Genomic DNA, 16,056 nt, shown 5'->3' on the forward strand with positions numbered 1-16,056 from the left:
CCACCTGCGCTTCAAGCAGGACAGGACCGGCCGAAGCGGGTCCGAACACGCGATCGAGCGCCGCCCGGCCTGCGGGTCCCATGTCGGCTTGCAGCCGGGAAGGTCCCGCTCCCCGTCCTGCCCCATGAGAACAGGGACACGACTCTTCGGAGCGGCCAGTCCTCGAGCGCGCCCGATCGTCGCCCGGTCTGCGTGTGCGTACACCTCGAAGAAGTCCGCCAGGCCGGGGGCCACACCAGCGAGCCCAGCGCCTGCCTGATCGACAGCCAGAGCAGTGCCGCTCCGCCGACCTGATCGGCTGCGGCAGAGTCATGGGTTTTCTCGTTGCTCCACAGCGTGGCCGATGAGTTTGCGGCTCCCGGCCGGTCCAAGCTCGTGACACCCTAGGTAAGGACACCGCCATGTCGGAGCTTCTCGTCGACTTCATCACCTCCCTCGACGGCTACGCATCAGGAGAGGGATGGCCCGGGTTCTGGGGCCTCGAAGGCCCGGAGTACCTCGCGTGGCTCGGCAAGCAGCCCGAGGTCACCTACCTGATGGGAGCGAACACCTACCGCCTGATGTCGGGCTTCGCCGCAGGCGAGGTCCCTAGTGGCCAAGACGAGTTCAGGCCCGAAGAAGAAGCGTCCGTCGACTCGCTCACGCAGGCGTCCAAGGTGGTGTTCTCCTCCTCGCTCGAGGAGCCACTGACGTGGGCCAACTCCAGGCTCATCCGCGACGACGCCGTCGAGGCGGTCCGCGCCATGAAGTCGAGCGGCTCGGGTCTCCTCAGCACGATCGGCAGCCTCAGCCTGTGCAGGTCCCTGCTACGAGCCGGACTCGTCGACCGCTTCCGGGTCGTGATGTTCCCGGTGATCACCGGGGCCACGGGCGAGGAACGCATCTACGACGGCTATCCGGACGTTGCTCTGGAAATGATCGAGCACCGCACCTTCGACGGCCGCATCCAGCTCGTCGAGTACAAGCCCCGCGTGCTCGAGCATCCGCCGCTCGGCGTCCCTGGGTGACCTCTCCCCGTCCGCCGGTCCGGACGGCCGCCAGGCCTGCGCCGGCGGACCGGCGAGACCGCACCACTCCTGGAACACAACCACCGCGGCTCCCGGCCTCCCACGACGCAGGCGACTTGTCGCCGCTCGGGGGAAGCCGGTCTCTCACGGAGGCGCCTCCGTCGCACAGCGGCCGCAGCACCGCTGCTCAGGGAGTGAACTCCTCCTCCAGGCGATCGATCGCCCCGTCGGCGCCCAGATGGTACGTGAACACCAGTCCGCTGTCCGGGTTGGCCTCCAGCCAGTCGAGGAACTCCTGGACGCCGATGTGCTGGTTCTCGGTGCTCTCCACGATGGGCGTGGTGACGGTGATGTACGCCGCCTGGTCCAGGGGCATGTAGGTCTCCTTGCCCACCGTCTCGAAAGGTGCGCCGTCGGAGTCCGCAGGGGCGCAGCCCCAGTTGCCGTACTTGACGATGAGCCCCAGGGAGCCCCCCTCGGGGGTGTAGCGGTAGACCGCCACCTCGTCGGGCGAGATGGGCATCTTGTGATCGCAGCCGTCGTCACCGTCCGTGCCACCGCCGGCGTCGGTCGGCACAGCCGTCGCCGAGGAGATGGGCTGAGGATCCGTGGAGGAGGACGGTCCGCTGCTGTTCGTGCTCTGCGCAGGCTGGTCCGCGGGCTTGGCGCCGGCCGTCTGTGAACCGGTCCCCGTGCTGCCGGCGCCCGGCGTTGCCGTCGTGGTCTTCCCACCGGCGGGGGCTGCCGTCGAGGTCCCGTCTCCGTTGCAGGCCGCGAGCACCACCGCGAGAACGGCGGCAGAGGCAATGGTCACGGTCGCACGGAGAACGGTGCCGGGTCTGTGCCGGTCCGACGTCTTGGAGGTGATGGGCATGGCGATCCTGTCTGACGAGTGCAGTTGGCGGCGACTATCGCAGACATGGACGATTTCCGGCCAACCAGCGGCTTGCCTCGGCCACCGGGCCGGTACGGAGACGCACGCCGCCCCTCACCGGGTAGCCGAGAACGCGAGGTGCCTCACAGGAGCGGAGCACCCAGGCGGAGGGAGCGGCATGGCCGGAGTGGTCGCACGCATCAAGGCGTTCGTGAGGAGTCCGCAGGGCCGGCGCACGATCGAACAGGTACGCCGGTCCGCGGCGGACCCACGCCGCCGCGCCCGGGCCCAGGAGCTGGTACGGAAGTTGCGCGGCCGCCGGTGACCCCGGGTCCTTGATCCCGGCCGGACGAGCCGAAGAGCGGATCGGGAACGACAGACGTGATCTGGACGCACCGCCGAGCCGAGGACCACTTCACCCGGCCCTCGGCAGCGAGCGCTCGAGATCCGACGGAGTTGTGACAGCCGTAGCGACAGCGCCCGGCCCACCGCGAGTCCGGTCCCCACGGCCGTCACTCCCGCCGAAGTCAACTCACCTACGATCAGCGCATGAGCGTGTGGAACCAGAGCCTGGACGCTGCGGGGATCCGTGAGCCGCTGTTGCGGCAGGACTACGGCGTTCAGCGGGAGTTGGTGGCGCGCTTTCGGCGTGCCTCGTATCTCGCCATCCGTCTGCTGCTGCCGAAGGCGTTGTTGCCCCATGTCGTGGCGGCGACGGCGGTGATGCATCACGGGGACAACGTGCTGGACACGGGTCCGAAGTCGCAGCGGGTCACAGCGTGGGCATCATGGGAGCGGGAGGTCCGCAAGGCGCTGGACAGCGGGGTGAGCGACGATCCGCTGGTCCGCACCCTGCTGTCGACCACGGCAGCGTATCCGCGGCTGCGGACGGTGGTGGAGGAGTACCTGTCCACCGCCACGACCGAACTGGAATCCTCCGCCTTCGCCACCGAGGCGGACTACCAGGCCTATGTGGACGACTACTCGCTGCCCGCCTTCATGCTCGTCGGATGCCTGCTGGGCCCGGAGCACGATGACGGAGACTTCAGGGCCGGGTGCCGGCTGTTCATCGATGGCAGCCAGCGGCTGGACTTCGTCAACGACCTCGCCGAAGACCTGACGGAAGGGCGGATCGGTATCCCGGCGGATACCTTGGAACGCTTCTCGGTGACGGCAGAAGACCTCGCGACGGCCCGCGAATCGCCAGGTGTAAGGCGGTTGATGGAAGACCAGATCACAAAAGCCCGCGCTTCCTTGCTGGCCGCCAAGGACTCACCCGCCCTGACCGCGAACCGTCACGGCGCTCTGCTGGAAGCCGTCATCAAGATCGAACTGCTGACTGCCGACGCGGCGCTCGCGCGTGGTGCCCGGTTGGTGCGCGGGCCCGTTTCACCGCCGGTAATGGGCTCGCTCCGCGTGCTGGTGGGTGCTCGTCGGAGAGCCGGTTGGCCCTGACCTCACCGTCAGCCCCCGCGCGCTGTCCTGCGCCGCTGGTGCGACCGCGCGGTGCAAGGGGAGACCTTCCGCTCCCGGCCTTGTACGAGGCGGCGGTCACCGTGCCGGCAGCGCAAGGGCTCTCAGACCGCCACCCGGTAGCCATCGGCGTATTCCACCAGCAGGAGCCCGCCCGCTCTGTCGAAGCTCAGCTCGGTCGGGCGGTCGGTGAGCACCACGGCGTCCTCCATCGGCCACCACCAGCCGACCGCGCGCAGGGCAGCGGCGAGCGTGTCCAGCCGTGGTGACGGTTCCAGACCCGCGATCTGGAGGGCACAGCTGAAGGCCGCGAAGGAGTAGGCGCCACTCCACGGATCGAGCCAGCCACCGAACCTGTGCCGGAACATGACCGCGTCGGGGTCGGGCGGCACACCCCAGGAGTCCCGCACCTCGGCGCGTAGTCGTCGGCGCACGCTGTCCGGCAGACGGCGCTGGAGATGCCCGCGCAGATGTCCGGCCACCCTCGCGCCGAGGGCGTCCGCGAGTTGCCTCTCCAGCGGCCCCAGCCGCTGGAGCACTTCGCTCCACAGCTCCACGCCGAGGTATTCGTCCGCTTCCACGACCCCGAAGGGATCGTGGAGGGGGCCGCCGAGCCCCGCCTCCAGTCGGCTCTGCAAGTGTTCCGACAGCGGGCCCCACAGAGGTTCCCTGGCCCTGTCCAGCCCGTAGAACGCGCGGAACATCTGCGAAGTCAGTTCGGCCAGGTCGATCGTGCTGTCAGGGTCCGTCGCATCGCGGGGCTCGTCCGGCCGGTCCGGGATCTGCTGGACCAGTCGCCTCTCCACCCGGTCCAGCAGGGCGTCCGGCAGCGCACCTACGACGAGCCGTCGCAGCCCGCCGACCGGCACCCCGTGGCGGATCGCATGAGCAGCGAGCGCGCCACCCAACGGCGAGTCCATCCATACGACGGTCCGCGGTGGGACGAGGCCTGCCTCGGCGTAGGAGGCAGCCACCGCGTCCTCCGCCGCGGGGCGGTCGCAGCGCCCGGTGGACCTGGCCGCGGTCATCCACTCCTCGCTCGTCCTCGTGATCAGAGCGGCATCGGCGTCGGTGAGGGTACCGGGGTAGGCCATGTGTCGGGTCACCCTCCGTATGTCGTACTCGACCGGATGTCAGGGAACACGGCGTGCAGGCGGTCGGTGGTCGGCTTGTCGAGGACCGTGTACCGCAGGTCGAGCGCTTCGAGGTGCCGGAGCCGGAAGAGGGATTCGGGCAGGGTGGTGAGTTCGTTGAAGGACAGGTCGAGCCGCCGCAGCCGGGGCATGCGGGCGAAGGCTTCGTCCGGCAGCGTGGTGAACGGCGCGCGCACGACCCGTCCCCCTACGGTCTTCTTGCCCCAGCGGTCGATCTCGAGGTGTTCCAGAGTGGTGATGTTCCAGACCACGGACAGCAGATCACGACCGGGCTCGGGCTGGAAGGACCAGGGCGTGCTGCCGTTGAGGCGCAGTGTCCGCAGCCGCGGCAGCTCCGCCAGGTCGGGCAGGCGGGGCAGCAGAGCGGAGAGTGAGCCGCGCAGGTCCAGTTCCTCCAGGGTGGCCAGGGCGAGCAGGTCGTCGGGGAGCGTTTCCAGGAATACCTGTGCGAGGGTGAGCCGCCGCAGGGCAGGCAGCCGGGTCACCGGCTGAGGAAACGGGACCGGGGAGTCGTATTCACCCGGTTGGAGGTGGGACAGGTCCAGCTCGCGGAGGGTGCTCAGCCGGGCGACAGCGTCGGGGACAGGGCAGGTCAGGCCGGCGGCCCGCAGCACTTCCAGCCGGGGCAGGTCGCCGATCCGCTCGGGCAGCGCCGTGAAGTGGTTGCCGGAGACGTCCAGGACGCGGAGTTCGCACAGCCGACCGATGCTGTCCGGCAGAGCCGTGAGGCTCAGGCCCGCGAGGTTGAGCTCTTCCAGGCCGGTCAGTTCCCCGATTCGTTCGTCCAGGTCGGCGAGGGCGTCGTTGCCGGAGAGGGAGAGAACCCGCAGGTTGACGAAGGCGTAGAGCTGTGGCGGCAGTTGGCGGAGCTTGCGGTGGGAGAGGTCGAGTTCGGTGATCTGCTCGGCGCGGGGCAGCAGCGCGTCGAGTTCGTCCAGGGCGGCCAGATGGCTGGGGCGGATTCCGGGACGCAGGACCTGCTGCCCTTCGCGGAGCGCGGCGCCGATCCGGTGGGAGTCGGCCGTGCCGTCCTTGTCGAGGAGTTCGGGCAGTACGAGTTCGTCCAGTTCCTCGTCGGTGAAGTCGACCGGGCAGTTGGTGCTGTGCCCTGCGGTGATGAGCAGCGCTTGCGGCTGCTCGGCGAAGTGCATGGTGAAGTAGAGGGTGCTGATGACGGCTTGGGCGTGGGTGCGGCCACCGACGGTCAGGCTGCCGCCGTCGTCGCCGTAACTGCCCTGGACGGTGCCTGACGCGGTGAGGTCTCCCCTGACGACCACGCTCGGGCAGCCTGACAGCAGCACATGCCGGGCTTGCAGTCTTCCGGTGACGAGCAGGAAGTTGCCGCTCGCCGAGTCCCACCACTCCAGGTCGCCGCCGACGCTCAGATCACCGTCCACGATCGTGTTGTACGGCACCCAGTCGTCCTCGGACTCGGCCCCCATACCGCCCGTCACGTGCAGACCGCCCTCGTAGAGACGTATCTCCTGCTCGTCGGCGAAGTCCTGGTACGGATGACTGACGTCCACGGAGACACCGAACCGCTCCTCCGCCTCGGCCGCGCTGATGATGCGGTAGCCCGCCGGGGCGATTTCTGCACTCATGGGCGGCAGGCTAACAACCAGCAGTGACAACCGCCCGGCCCGAAGAAGGCACGGCAGGGCCGGAATCGGCCGGGGGGTGGACCCCGACTTCTGCGGCCTCGACAGCGGAAGAACCCTCACGGTGATGGAGACTGGTCGATTCTTGCTCCTCCCGTCTGGCCCGGTGCCAGGAACATCGTCGGCTCTGCCGGCAGCCGCCCCTACGCCCACACAGCGTAGAGATGGCCGTCGTGGCTACTGGCGTAGACCGTCCCGGCCGCAACGGTCGGCGACGCATAAACGGAACCGCCCGTGGACCGTTTCCACCGTTGGCGACCCGTCGCGGCGTCCACCGCGTAAAGGTTGTGGTCCTCACTGCCGACGTAGACCGTGCCGCCGCCGACAGCCGGGGAGTTCACGGATTTGCCGATGGGGAACTGCCACAGCTGACCGCCTGTGCGGGCGTCCACGGCGCAGAGGGTGCCGTCCGGGCCCCCGATGTAGGCCACCCCGGCCAGGACCGCCGGTGAACTCGTCCCGTCGCCGAGGGGAAACTTCCACCGCTGCCGACCGGTCGCGGCATCCAGCGCGTACAGGTAGGCGCCGACGCCGCCGATGTAGACCACCCCGCGCGCAACGGTCGGGGACGAACGCACGTAACCGCCGGTGTCGAAGGTCCACCGCTGCTTGCCGGTTACGGCGTCGACCGCGTAGACGGTGCCGTCCACACTGCCGGTGTAGACCATCCCGTCGGCGGCGGCCGGCGATGCCTCGACCGAGCTGCGGGTGGTGAAGGTCCACCGCCGCCTGCCGGTTACGGGGTCCACCGCGTACACATGGCCGGGCCCGTAGTCGTTGCGGGCTCCCTGGCCCAAGCGGTACACGATCTCGCCCCGGCCCCCGACGTACACGACGCCGTCGATCGCGGTCGGCGACGGGCTTCCGAACTTTCCGGTGGGGAATGTCCACCGCTGCTTGCCCGTACCGGCGTCCAGGGCGTGCAGGGTGCCGTCAGCGCTGCCGACGTAGACCACCCCGCCGGAGACAGCCGGTGTCGAACTCACGTCGGCACCGGCGGTGAAGGTCCAGCGCTGCTCGCCTGTGGCGGTGTCCAGCGCGTACAGGTAGGGGGCGCCACTGCCGCTGTAGACGATGCCGTCGGCGACGGTCGGCGACGCGTACGCGAGATAGCCGGTGGCGAACCTCCAACGTTCCACACCGGCGGGGCCGGAGGGCGTCGGCGAGGATGAAGACGCGGAGGACGGGTCGGCACTCTGATCAGAACCCGGGCGAGAGCCGGTCCCGGCGTCGGGCTCTTCGGTGGTGGTGCCGCCCTGAGCGGTCTTCCAGCCGAGGAAGCCGAGGCCCGCCGCCGTGATGGCCCCGAGGCCGAAGAGAGCCTGCCTGCGCGACGGCCCGGCCCGACGCTTCGCGGCGCCCGCGGGCGGCGCGGGCGTGGCCCCTGCGGCCGGAGTCGGTCCCGAGCCGGGCTCGGCGTCGTCGTCACTGGCGGGAGCCGGGTTCCCTTGCTTCTCCGCGCTGTCCGGATTCTCAGGGTTCTTGGGGCTCTCAGGGTTCTCGGAACGCTCACGGTTCTCGGGTCTTCGGGGCGATGGCCGGGTGGGGAGGTGAAGGGGGCCGGGCGGCGGTGCCGGGGGGTGGTGTGCGGTGGTGCGTGCGTGCACGGCGATGGCGACCGGCTCGGGGAGCCAGCCGGGCTGAGTGGGCGTGTGGGGGACGGCCTGGGAAGCCGTGGCGTCGACGACGTCGGTCAACTGCTCCAGCAGCCTGGCCACCGTCGGACGCTGTTCGGGCCGCTTGGCCAGGCAGCCGGCCACCACGGTCCGTAACGTGGGCGGGAGTTGACTCAGGTCGGGATCTTCGTAGACGACGCGGAAAGCCAGCGCGTGCGCCGAGCCCGTCCCGAACGGCCCCGCACCCGTGGCCGTGAAGGCCAGCACAGCCCCCAGCGAGAAGACGTCGCCGGCCGGCCCGACCGGCTTGCCCGTGAGCTGTTCGGGCGACATGAATCCCGGCGTGCCCACCACCATTCCGGTCCTGGTCAGCGTGGTCCCCTCACCGGCCACCGAGATACCGAAATCGATCACGCGCGGCCCGTCCTCAGCGAGCAGGATGTTCGACGGTTTGAGGTCCCGGTGGACCACATCGGCCGCGTGGATCGCCTCCAGCGCCTCGGCCAGGCCCGCCCCGAGCGCCAGCACCTGCTCCTGCGGCCACGGCCCGTGGGCCGACACCGCGTCGCCCAACGGGACACCCGGCACATACGCCGTCGCCAGCCAGGCCGGCGACCCGTCCGGATCGGCGTCGACCACACCCGCCGTGAACACACCGTTCACCCGGCGCGCGGCAGTCACCTCCCGGGAGAAGCGCCGCCGGAACTCACCGTCCTCCGCCAGTTCCGGGCGCACCACCTTCACCGCCACCGCTCGCCCGCCGGGTGAACGGCCCAGATACACCCGCCCCATCCCGCCCGCGCCCAGCCGCGCCACGATCCGGTACCGCCCGACCTCCCGCGGATCCCCGGCCTCCAACGCCTCGAACGGGTCCACCCCGCATCCCCCTCCTGTCCTGGCCCGTCACCCCGGGCCCCCGAAAACGCCGGCGAAGATCACAGTCTGGGTCGGGGACAGAGACAGGCACGGGCGGCACACCAGCGGTGGTGCTCACGGACGTCACCGAACTGCGCAGGCGCGGCACTCCTCGACGAGCCGGGCGGTCTCCTCGTCCAGCCCGGCGAACGGTTCGAGCTGCCCGGCGACCACGTCCAGCCATCTGACCAGCTCCTGGGCGGTGACCCAGCCGTCCGACTGGGCTTCGTACGCGGGGATCAGAGCGAGCAGCAGCCGCGCCCAGTCGACACCGAAGTCGCCGAACCGCTGCCGCAGGGACAGCACTTCGGCGCGGGAGGCGACGGCGAAGAGCAAGTGGGCCTCCCTGCCCAGCAGGCAGGCGTCCTCGGGGCTGTAGCGGTCCGGGTCGGCCAGGAGCGCGACGGCGAGCTGCGCCAGCCGGCCCGCGACGACCGGTGCGAGCTGCGCGTCGCAGCGCTGGGAGGGGATCACGGCCGCGGTCTCGTCCGTGGGGTCGGCCGCCAGGTTGCGCAAGCTTTGCGGCACCCGGTCGCCGCCGAGCACCGCGTCCGCGTCGGCCAGCGCGCGGGAGAAGGAAGGCGACCACAGAACGGGGCCATGGTCCGCCGTGCCCTCCCCGGTCGGGCCTCGCCAGTCACGGGTGGCGTGTTCCGCGGCCTCGCGGTCGACCCCACGCCCTTCCTGCACCAGGTGTACGCCCTCCTCGGTCAGGCCGGTCCGCTGCAGGCTGAGGCCGTGCCGGGTGAGGACGTCGGCGAGGGCGGCGCGGTCGCCGGGGGATCCGCTGCGGGCCAACTGCCGTGCCGCGTGCACCTCCACCTCCTCCGCCGCGAGGGCGGCGGCGGGCCGGTCCTGGGCGGTGTGCACCCGGGCCGCCACCTCGGCCGCGTCCCGCAGATACCGCCCGTGCACGGCGACCTCCTCGAAGGAGCCCGCGTTGATCTCGTCGGCTCGGGAGAGATAGGCGCGGACCGCCCGGTCGGCCGAGCGGACCGCCAGGTCGCCGTCCCCGTGGACGAACATGACCAGCGCGTTGAGCGTCAGCACACGGGCCAGGTCCAGGAACAGCGGGTGGCCGACGGCGTCGGCGCCGAGCTCGACGTAGGCCGCGACCGCCTGGTCCGACTCCAGCACCGCCGACACCCCGTTGTCCAGGGCGCTCAGTGCCTGCGCCGCCCGCGCGTGGACATCGGCGGCCCGGGCCCGCATGCCCGGCTCACCGAGCCCGTCCAACTCCTCGTAGATCTCGGCACACTCCCACAGTGCCTCCACCGCCTGTTCGGGCTCGTCGATGCTTCGCAGGGCCGAGCCGAGCCCGTACAGCACGCTGCCCAGCGTGGACTTGGCCTCCACATCGCCGGGGATCCGCTCCACCAGCACGTACATCAGCTCCCGCGCCTCCTGAAGCCTGGGGGCCGCTTCGGCGGGCCGTCCGGCGGCCATCAGCGTGCGTGCCTTCTGGAAAAGCTCTCCCACCCGGTCCTTGATGTCGTCGGAAGCCGCCTCGCCGGGATGCGCTGTCCGACCGTCTTCGGGTACGTGCGATGTCGCCGAACGGCCCCACTTCATATGCCTGTTCCTCCTTGTCACCTGATCTGGCATGTCGTATCGCTCGGGGGCAGGATGCCGTCCCTCAGGTACGTGTTGACCGTGTTGTCGATGCAGGTGTTCTTCGGGGCGAAGAGGCCCGCGTAGACCGTGTGATGGAAGGCGCCGCGCAGGGTGACCAGGCGCGAACCGCGCAGATCCCGGTGCGCCGCCAGCTGGCCCTGGTAGACGGCCGCCGGGTCACCGGTGGCACCCACCATCAGGACGGGCGCGTTGGTGCGGACCTCGGTGGCCGGTTCCGCGGGTGCCGTCGGCCAGAAGGAGCAGGGAGTCACGGTGCGGGTGAGCGGCCCGAAGACGGGCTCGGTGGTGCGGTGTGCCTGGATGTCGCGGTAGTAGGCTTCCGGGTCGCGGGAGGCTGCCCGGTCGGCGCACTGGCTCGCGGTCTGGACGCTGAACGTTCCGTCGGTGTCCGGTGCGGCCAGTCCGGTCAGGGTCTGCTCGAGTCTTCGGGTGGGGGTGACCCTGGTGCCGCGAGCGGCCGTCGTCAGCACCCGGACATCGGCGGAGTAGCCGGAGTATGCCTCTTCGTCGTCCCCTGCGGTGACGTTCCACAGGAGCTGGGGCAGCACGTGGCTGTCGACCGTGTGGCTGCCGACCCGGATCGGACCGCGCCCGACGGTCTGGTTGAGGTCGTTGACGGCGTTCAGTACCTGTGTGGCGGTGGAGCCGAGGTGGTAGCGGCTGTCGCGGCGGGCCGCCCAGGCCGCCCAGTGCCGTAGAGCGCGGCCGACGGCCGACCCGCTCGTACGGGTCAGGTCGGGTCCGTAGAGGTCGGGATCCAGGCTGCTGTCGAGGACCACGCGGTCGGCGCGGTGCGGGAAGAGCTCCAGGTAGACCTCTCCCAGATACGTGCCGTAGGAGGAACCGAGGTAGTTGAGCTTCTTCTCGCCGAGGGCGGCGCGGATCACGTCCATGTCGCGGGCGGTGTTGCGTGTGGAGACGAAGGGCAGGACGGACCGGTGGGGGGCGCAGCGGGTCGCCAGGTCCCTGGACAGCCGCACGGTTCTCTCGAACGTGCTGCGGTCGGGTCCGGCGGAGCCGATGCTGACGTTCGGCCAGTGACAGGTGAGGGGCGTGCTGCGGCCGACGAACCGGGGGTCCATGCCGATCACGTCGTAACGTGCCGCCAGCACGGGTTCGGCCCGGCGCAGTCGGAGAGCGAGGTACATGGCGGGCACGCCGGGGCCGCCGGGGTTGTAGAGCAGCGTGCCGTGCCGGTGGGCGGGATCGGTGGCCCGCAGCCGCGACATCGCCACTTTGATGACCCGGCCATCGGGGTGCCGGTAGTCCAACGGCACGGTGACCTCGCCGCACTGGGCGCCGGCCTTGTCCAGTTCCTCGCCCATGGTGTCCTTCGGACCGCTCTTGCAGCCGTGCCAGACCACCTTCTGGTGCTGGAACCGGGCGGGCCCGTCATGGGTGGATGCTGCTCCTGTCCGGGGCGCGCACCCAGTGATCAGGGAAGCGCTCGTCATGGCCGCCGCGGCAGCCACGGCCACGGTTCTCCGTACGCGCACGATGAGTTCTCCTTACGGCTCTCCAGGGTTGGACCGACAGCGGTTCGGCGCCGCGCCGCTTGTCGTCAGAAGAACCTAGATCGCGTGGCCGGACCCGCACATCAGCTCCCGGTCGCCCTTTCACCGGCCGCCCCCACCGCGCCGTACGCCCTCTGCCGAATGCCTCATCCAGGACTGTGACCTGCGGGTTTTGGCGGTTGAGTCCCACCTCGTCGCCAGGTCCGTGTACGACTGGGGGATGACTCCCGGGCTGCTGGCGGCGTCCTGTGCGACGCGAGCCCAGGTCAGCGGCCGTCTTTGCCCCTGGGGTGGGTACGGAGAGTCCTCCTTGAGGCGCACTCGCGACGCGGTGCTTTCCGACGGTGGGCTCATGTGGTCGGCGAGTTGCGGGACTTAGCGTGAGGCGCCGTCGAACCGATCAGCTCCGAGGAGGCACCGCACGATGATCACGGCCCAGGCGCTCACCAAACGCTACGGGGAGAAGACCACCGCGCACCGCTGCACGAGGTCGGGGCCATGCTGGAGGCCCGGTCCGTGCACACCGGTCGGTCAGCCTTCGACCACCTGCTGGCGGTGGCGACGACGGGCATTCCGCGCAGCAGGGTCGAGGAAGTCATCGGCCTCGTGGGCCTGCGGCAGGTCGCGAAGAAGCGGGCCGGCGGCTTCTCGCTCGGCATGGGCCGGCGGCTCGGGATCGCGGGGGCCCTGCTCGGCGATCCGGCCACGATCATCCTCGACGAACCGGTCAACGGCCTGGACCCCGAAGGCGTCCTGTGGATCCGCAACCTGCTGAGGTCGCTGGCCGCGGAGGGCCGCACGGTGCCGGTCTCCTCCCACCTGATGAGCGAGATGGCGCTGACCGCCCACCACCTCATCGTGATGGGACAAGGCCGGCTGATCGCCGACACGTCGGTTGCGGAGTTCACCCGCCGCGCCTCGCACGACGCGGTAGCGGTAAGCACCGCCGAACCGTTGCGGCTGCGCCCTCTCCTGGCCGGACCGGGAGTGACCGTGTCCTCGGGCGAGACGGGCAGGCTGCATGTCACCGGCCTGGACAGCGTGCAGATCGGACAGGTTGCCGCCGCGCACGGCATCGCCCTCAGCGAGCTGACTCCGCAGGAGGCGTCCCTGGAGGAGGCGTTCATGCGCCTCACTCGCGACGCCGTCGAGTACGGGACGCCGGCCCCGCAACGGTCCGGCCCACAGACCGAAGGACGTTCACGATGAGCACGCCATCCGTCACCCGTCTCCGCACCGCCCGGGGCCGGGTCACCCAGGGCCGAGTGCTGCGTTCCGAGTGGATCAAACCCCGCACGCTGCGTTCCACGTTCTTCACCATGACGTTCGCCGTGGGAGCCGTCATCGGATTCGGCCCCCTGGTCTCGGCCTTCACCGACGGCGAGGGCGACGGCTTCACGGGCATGATCCGTACGACACTGGCGGCGGTGCCGTCCCGGCTGCCGGTTCTGTGGGCCAAGGCCGTCGCATACGCCGCAGTGGTCTGGACGCTGATGACGACCGCCTGCCTGACGGCCTTCCTGGTGAGCCAGTCGATCCTGTCCTCCCGGGGAGTGACCAGCACGTCGCTGGAGGCGCCCGGGGTCGCCCGTGTCGTTTTCGGCACCGCGCTGTACCTCACCGTCCTCGCTGTGCTCGGTGTGGCGATCGGCATGCTGACCCGGAACACGGCTGCGGGCATCACCACGGTCCTGGCGGTGCTGTTCATCCTGCCGGTCCTCACCCAACTGCTGCCTGCCCCCGTCGCAGAACACCTCTTCCCGTACCTGCCGAGCAGTGCCGGACGTACGCTCACGGTGCTCCACCCCGACGCCTCCATGGTGGGGCCATGGAGTGGCTTCATCCTGTTCTGCCTGTATGCGGCCTGTGTCCTGGCCGGTGCCGCCGTCGTACTGAAACGGCGAGACGGGTGAGGGAAGCGGGGGCGGCCGAGGCGATGGAATACTCCGCCGCCGAACACCCCGAGGTATCCCTGCCAGGAGTCGACACCCGATGAGACGCGCCCGATTCGCCGCCCTGGTCCCGTTCATGCGGCCGATGCACGCCGTGCTGCGCGCCTGTTCCCGGATACCGCCCCTGGCATGGGACTCGCTGCTGGCGTTCCTGCTGTTCCTGGCGACGCTGTCCGCGCTGGCCGGAAAACCGGGGCCGGTGACGGTCAGCGCCATGCTTCTGCTGCCTCTGGCATGGCGCCGCCGCGCTCCCTGGGCGGTGTTCTGCGCCGTGGCCGCCGCGGCGTTCACCCAGTGGCTGCTGGCCTTTCAACTGCCTGCGGACATCGCCTTGTTGGTGGCCTTGTACACGGTGGCAGCGCACTCGGCCCGACGCCACCTGCCGGCGGCCGGCGCCGTTGTGGAGGGCGGCATACTGCTGGCCTGCCTGCGGTGGGCGCCCGATGGCCGCTTCGCGATCACTGCCCTCACGTTGACCGCGTTGGCTGCCGCTGCCGCCGCACTCGGAGCGCATATGCGCGCCCTCAGGGAGCGGGCGGCGCACCTGGAACGCGAACGGGACCAGCGGGCGCGGCTGGCGGTGGCCGAGGAGAGGGCTCGCATCACCCGCGAGATGCACGACATCGTCACCCACAACCTTTCCGTGATGGTCGCGCTGGCGGACTCCGCCGCCTACGCCCGGTCGGCCGACAAGTCGTCGGCTGCGATGGCGCAGATCTCCGAGACGGGCCGGCAGGCTCTCACCGACATGCGGCGCGCGCTGGGTATCCTGCGGGCGGGTGAAGCAGACGCGGAGCGTCACCCGCTGCCCGGCATCGCCGAGTTGGAGGCGTTGGCCGACCAGACGCGTGCTGCGGGGCTGCCGACCCTCCTGGAGATCCAGGGCGACCCCACTCGCCTGTCCTCCACGGCACAACTGACCGTTTACCGCTTGGTGCAGGAAGCCTTGACCAACACTCTCAAACACACACCCCCCGGCACCCACGCGGAGGTCCGGATCCGCTGCCTGGCCGAGGCCGTCACCCTTGACGTCGCCGACAACGGACCCGGCACGCGACCTCTCGACGCCCCGTCCGGGCACGGCATCCCCGGCATGCGCGAGCGGGCGGGCGCCTACGACGGGACCCTCCACGCCGGACCGCTCCCGGGCGGCGGCTGGCGCGTACATACGCGCCTCGAACTCGACGGTGGAGCGGACGTGTCCGGATGACGATCCGCGTCCTGCTCGCCGACGACGAGGCGCTGCTGCGCATGGCCTTCACCACGGTGCTGGAGGCCCAGCCGGACATGCAACCGGTCGGCGAGGCCGCGAACGGCGACGAAGCCGTCCGTCTCGCCCGCCAACTGCGCCCCGATGTCGTACTCATGGACGTCCGTATGCCGGGAGCGGACGGGATCGAGGCGACCCGACGGATCATCCGGGTCTCACCTCAGAGCAGAGTGCTCATCCTCACCACCTTCGACCTCGACGAATACGCCTTCGCCGGACTCAAGGCCGGCGCATCGGGCTTCCTGCTGAAGAACACACGGCCCGAGGACCTTCTCACCGCCATTCGCCATGTCGCCGCTGGAGACGCGGTGGTCTCCCCCCGGATCACCCGCCGCCTGCTGGAGAGCTTCTCCGCCCACATTCCCGGCGCCGGCAACGGCCGGCGGGAAGAGCGTCTGCAGCGGCTGACCGCCCGCGAGCGCCAGGTACTCGTCCAGGTGGCCCGCGGCCTGTCCAACACGGAGATCGCGGCCACGCTGCACCTCGCGGAGGCAACGGTGAAATCCCACCTGGGACGCATCCTTCAAAAGCTCGAACTCCGCGACCGCGCACAGGCCGTGGTCTTCGCCTACGAAAGCCGGCTCATTCACCCCGACTGAAACGGGGAGGCCGAAGCAGCGGCCCAGCCGCACGGGGAAGAGCCGGTCCGACCTGAGGAATGACGGACCGGGAACGGCGGCAGGCTTCCGCCTCACACAGCCGGCCCTTGCGCTTCCGTGATCGGCTTCACCGCTGGACCAAGAGATCCACCTCACCGCCGACAGCCGCTGCCGCCCGCTCGCTTTCGTCGTCATGCCCCGGCAGGCAGGCGACGCACCCGCATTCCCCGAGGTCATGGCCTGGTGACGAGTGCCCCGGCCCATCGGCCGGTCAGGACCACATCAACAAGATCAAGCAGTGGCGCGGTCCAGCCGCCCGATACGACGGGGCCGCCACGGAAAGGCGATCCGAGGAAGGCGGCCGAGGCCCAATGCCGTTGCGTGAGCTG

General features: G+C 70.3%; 12 protein-coding genes and 3 pseudogenes. 8 read left to right on the forward strand and 7 right to left on the reverse strand.

Features of this window, described 5'->3' with window-relative positions; genetic code table 11:
- Window positions 1–46 precede the first annotated feature (46 nt).
- A pseudogene (locus ABZ490_RS40500) lies at window positions 47–219 on the reverse strand (aminoglycoside phosphotransferase); the annotation flags it as partial.
- A gap of 182 nt (window positions 220–401) precedes the next feature.
- On the opposite strand from ABZ490_RS40500, the gene ABZ490_RS40505 reads away from it, so the two are divergent.
- The gene (locus ABZ490_RS40505) at window positions 402–1,007 is read left to right on the forward strand and encodes a dihydrofolate reductase family protein (RefSeq protein ID WP_359002292.1); all 606 of its coding nucleotides are present in this window, start codon (window positions 402–404) and stop codon (window positions 1,005–1,007) included.
- Between the two features lie 187 nt (window positions 1,008–1,194).
- Here the strand turns inward: ABZ490_RS40505 and ABZ490_RS40510 are convergent, their stop codons facing one another.
- The gene (locus ABZ490_RS40510) at window positions 1,195–1,821 is read right to left on the reverse strand and encodes a hypothetical protein (protein WP_359002294.1); all 627 of its coding nucleotides are present in this window, start codon (window positions 1,819–1,821) and stop codon (window positions 1,195–1,197) included.
- Window positions 1,822–2,059: 238 nt separating this feature from the next.
- Between ABZ490_RS40510 and ABZ490_RS40515 the strand changes: the two genes are divergently transcribed.
- Window positions 2,060–2,206: a hypothetical protein gene (locus ABZ490_RS40515; protein ID WP_359002296.1), complete on the forward strand. Its 147-nt coding sequence runs from the start codon at window positions 2,060–2,062 to the stop codon at window positions 2,204–2,206.
- Window positions 2,207–2,430: 224 nt separating this feature from the next.
- Window positions 2,431–3,336 (forward strand): squalene/phytoene synthase family protein, encoded by a 906-nt coding sequence (locus ABZ490_RS40520; protein ID WP_359002298.1) that lies wholly within the window; start codon window positions 2,431–2,433, stop codon window positions 3,334–3,336.
- A 122-nt stretch (window positions 3,337–3,458) separates the two neighbouring features.
- Here ABZ490_RS40520 and ABZ490_RS40525 read toward each other — a convergent pair whose 3' ends face one another.
- The 5 genes from ABZ490_RS40525 to ABZ490_RS40545 form a co-directional block, all read right to left on the reverse strand.
- Window positions 3,459–4,448 (reverse strand): DUF6745 domain-containing protein, encoded by a 990-nt coding sequence (locus ABZ490_RS40525; RefSeq protein WP_359002300.1) that lies wholly within the window; start codon window positions 4,446–4,448, stop codon window positions 3,459–3,461.
- A gap of 8 nt (window positions 4,449–4,456) precedes the next feature.
- Entirely contained in the window at window positions 4,457–6,109 is a 1,653-nt protein-coding gene (locus ABZ490_RS40530; protein ID WP_359002302.1) for a leucine-rich repeat domain-containing protein, read from the reverse strand.
- A 200-nt stretch (window positions 6,110–6,309) separates the two neighbouring features.
- Window positions 6,310–8,658: a serine/threonine-protein kinase gene (locus tag ABZ490_RS40535; RefSeq protein WP_359002304.1), complete on the reverse strand. Its 2,349-nt coding sequence runs from the start codon at window positions 8,656–8,658 to the stop codon at window positions 6,310–6,312.
- 123 nt (window positions 8,659–8,781) lie between these two features.
- On the reverse strand, window positions 8,782–10,176 hold the full coding sequence (locus tag ABZ490_RS40540; RefSeq protein ID WP_359002306.1) for a hypothetical protein: 1,395 nt from the start codon (window positions 10,174–10,176) through the stop codon (window positions 8,782–8,784).
- Window positions 10,177–10,286: 110 nt separating this feature from the next.
- Window positions 10,287–11,828 (reverse strand): alpha/beta hydrolase, encoded by a 1,542-nt coding sequence (locus ABZ490_RS40545; protein WP_359002308.1) that lies wholly within the window; start codon window positions 11,826–11,828, stop codon window positions 10,287–10,289.
- Between the two features lie 483 nt (window positions 11,829–12,311).
- Here ABZ490_RS40545 and ABZ490_RS40550 point away from each other — a divergent pair.
- The 5 genes and pseudogenes from ABZ490_RS40550 to ABZ490_RS40570 all read left to right on the forward strand — a co-directional run.
- A pseudogene (locus tag ABZ490_RS40550) lies at window positions 12,312–13,055 on the forward strand (ATP-binding cassette domain-containing protein); the annotation flags it as partial.
- Complete coding sequence (locus ABZ490_RS40555) at window positions 13,052–13,759, forward strand: ABC transporter permease (protein ID WP_359002310.1); 708 nt, start codon at window positions 13,052–13,054, stop codon at window positions 13,757–13,759. The pseudogene ABZ490_RS40550 and the gene ABZ490_RS40555, both read left to right, overlap by 4 nt.
- 124 nt (window positions 13,760–13,883) lie before the next feature.
- The gene (locus tag ABZ490_RS40560; RefSeq protein WP_359002312.1) at window positions 13,884–15,008 is read left to right on the forward strand and encodes a sensor histidine kinase; all 1,125 of its coding nucleotides are present in this window, start codon (window positions 13,884–13,886) and stop codon (window positions 15,006–15,008) included.
- On the forward strand, window positions 15,005–15,667 hold the full coding sequence (locus ABZ490_RS40565) for a response regulator transcription factor (protein ID WP_359002314.1): 663 nt from the start codon (window positions 15,005–15,007) through the stop codon (window positions 15,665–15,667). Before ABZ490_RS40560 ends, ABZ490_RS40565 begins: the two co-directional genes overlap by 4 nt.
- Window positions 15,668–15,809: 142 nt before the next feature.
- Window positions 15,810–15,911 (forward strand): annotated as a pseudogene (locus ABZ490_RS40570) (IS5/IS1182 family transposase); the annotation flags it as partial.
- Window positions 15,912–16,056: the final 145 nt, after the last annotated feature.

It is taken from the genome of Streptomyces sp. NPDC005811, assembly GCF_040630405.1.
In the GTDB taxonomy this organism is placed as follows: domain Bacteria; phylum Actinomycetota; class Actinomycetes; order Streptomycetales; family Streptomycetaceae; genus Streptomyces.